This is a genomic window from uncultured Limnohabitans sp., from assembly GCF_937889215.1.
In the GTDB taxonomy this organism is placed as follows: domain Bacteria; phylum Pseudomonadota; class Gammaproteobacteria; order Burkholderiales; family Burkholderiaceae_C; genus Limnohabitans_A.
On sequence record NZ_CALBEX010000070.1, the window covers coordinates 1 to 2,169 of the forward strand.

Sequence of the window (2,169 nt, forward strand, 5' to 3'; positions counted from 1 at the left end):
GTACGACGTGCCAGATGCCGTAAACGATGATCAGCAAGCGCGCCGACCACGCCTCAGCCATCCAAAACACCTGAATCCCCATGTTGGACAACAGGTGAGGAATCAAGCCGTTGTCCCTAAAAAGCCATTTGATAGACAACGCGGCCACCACGGGTGTGATGATGAAGGGAAGCAGCGAAGCGGAGATAAAAATGCTCTTCAGGCGGAGCGTGACGCCGTTGACCGCCAAAGCCAACAAGAAGCCGATCACCAGTACGAATGGAAGCGTCACAAAGGTGTAGATCATGGTAAAGCGCAACGCACCGAAGAACTCGTTCTCCACCTTTGTTTCAGGCGCACCAGCCGCGGCATCGGAAGGCGACTCGACAGAGGCTTCTGTCGAACCACCGTCCAACCCGAGAACCCTGCGGTAGTAGTCCAGCCCCACGAACTTGCATGCATGTATGGCCCTGCCAGCGGAGTCCAGCTTGGCGCGTTGCGTGATGGTCTCGGTAGTGCCAAAGGGCGACGACTGCTCTACCTTCACAATTTCCATATCCAGCGTGCAGTTGCGCACTGAAAGGTAAAACGTGGTGAGCATCGGCACTGCCAGCAACAACAGCATGAGCACTGCTGACGGGCCTACAAACTGCAGGAATGATTTTGTTTTCATGGTGATGTGTCGGCCCACTCGCACACCGTTGGCTAACGGTTGCGGTGCAGTGGCGCGGTGTGGGTTACTTGATGAATCCCTTTTCAGCGGCTACCCTGCTGTAGGATGCTGCAGCAATATCCAGCGCTTGCTTGGGAGGCATGGCGCCACTCATCACATCGGGCAATACCTTGCCAATTTCCCCGTGGGCCAAGCCAAAGTACGGCTCGGTGGGCCACATGGGGGCCCCGGCTTTGGCCGACGCGGCAACGCCAGTGCCAAAGCGCGTGGGCTTGTAGGACGATCGCACCCATACGGCCAGGTCATTGCCGCTCTTGGTGGTTCCCTCATCCAGCGCTTCCATCAAAACCTGGAATACAGTCTCGCGGTCGCCGCCCAAGTTTTTGGGCATTACCACGCCGTCCCACCACAAATGGGTCGCCGACTTTGCACCGGCAACAACCGCTGGCGCCGCCACAAAATCAATCTTGCCTACAACCTTGGATGCCGCTGGATCATCCATGCGGGCTGCGCGAGATGCCCACAGCACGCCCATGGCTGCCTTGCCTTGCTGGAATTGGTTCATGACATCGTCGGAGTTGGAGGCCAGGTAGTTGGGCGTCATGAACGGCGTCATGGCCTTCATGGTTTCCAAGGCTTTTACGCCTGCTTCGTTGCTAAAGTCGGGCGCCGCTGTACCGGCTTTGAAGAACTTGCCGCCGTAACCTGCAAAAAGGTTGGTGAACTCGGTCGCGCTGTCCCAGCCCTTGGCGAAAGTCTGCGCAATGGGGAATTCAATGCTGGGCTCTTTCTCCTTGAGCACTTTGGCAGCCGCAAGCATATCGCCATAGGTGCTGGGAGCCTTCAGGCCGTGTTTGTCAAACAGGTCTTTTCGGTAGTACAGGTTCTGCGCGTTTTGCATGAAGGCAATAGCCATGACTTCGCCGTTCACCTTGATCAGCATGTTGTCTTCGATCTTGTACTTGGTTTTGTACTTGTTGACCAGATCTGTCATGGACTGCAATTGCCCCTTGCTCTGCAGGTCTGCAAAAACGCCCATGGAAACCACTGCGGCGTCAAATGCGGATTTGCCGGCGGAGCCAAAGGCTTGCGCCACTTCTTGCTTAACTTGCGGCGTCATTTTTACCTGTACCTTGAGGCCCCCTTGCGTGCAAGATTCCATCTCTTTGGTGATGTGCTGCAAGGCAGGAAATGCGTTGCCAACGATGTTGACTTCGCCGGCTTTGACATTGGTGAGGCTTTCGCACCGTGCGTACGAGAGGCCAGGTAGTGCTGCAAGCAAAGCCGCAGTAGCCAGTACCGTGCGGCGAACGTTTGAGTGGATCATGGATTTGTCTCCTGAGTTTCCGGTTGTTTGGGGGTTTACAGACGCATCCGGTTCTGCGTCTGTCCATCGAAGAGATAGCAATGCTCTGCGTTCACAGCAAAGCACGCGGGTTCGTCCAACGTGGCTCGAAAGTCCTTGTCGGCCTTTGCCGTGATGAACTGGGCATCCAGCTTGAGCGTTACGGTGGTGG

Annotated in this window: 1 protein-coding gene and 1 pseudogene; both read right to left on the reverse strand. The window is 56.1% G+C overall.

Going from position 1 to position 2,169, the window contains the following annotated elements:
• Positions 1-604, reverse strand: a pseudogene (locus Q0341_RS01600) (hypothetical protein); the annotation flags it as partial.
• 112 nt (positions 605-716) lie between these two features.
• Positions 717-1,979 carry an extracellular solute-binding protein gene (locus Q0341_RS01605; protein ID WP_299510093.1) on the reverse strand — a complete coding sequence of 421 codons (1,263 nt, stop codon included), beginning with the start codon at positions 1,977-1,979 and terminating at the stop codon, positions 717-719.
• Between the last annotated feature and the right edge of the window lie 190 nt (positions 1,980-2,169).

Excerpts from the sequence above, each read along its gene's own strand:
- Q0341_RS01605 (WP_299510093.1), bottom strand. The coding sequence starts at position 1,979 with ATGATCCACTCAAACGTTCGCCGCACGGTACTGGCTACTGCGGCTTTG.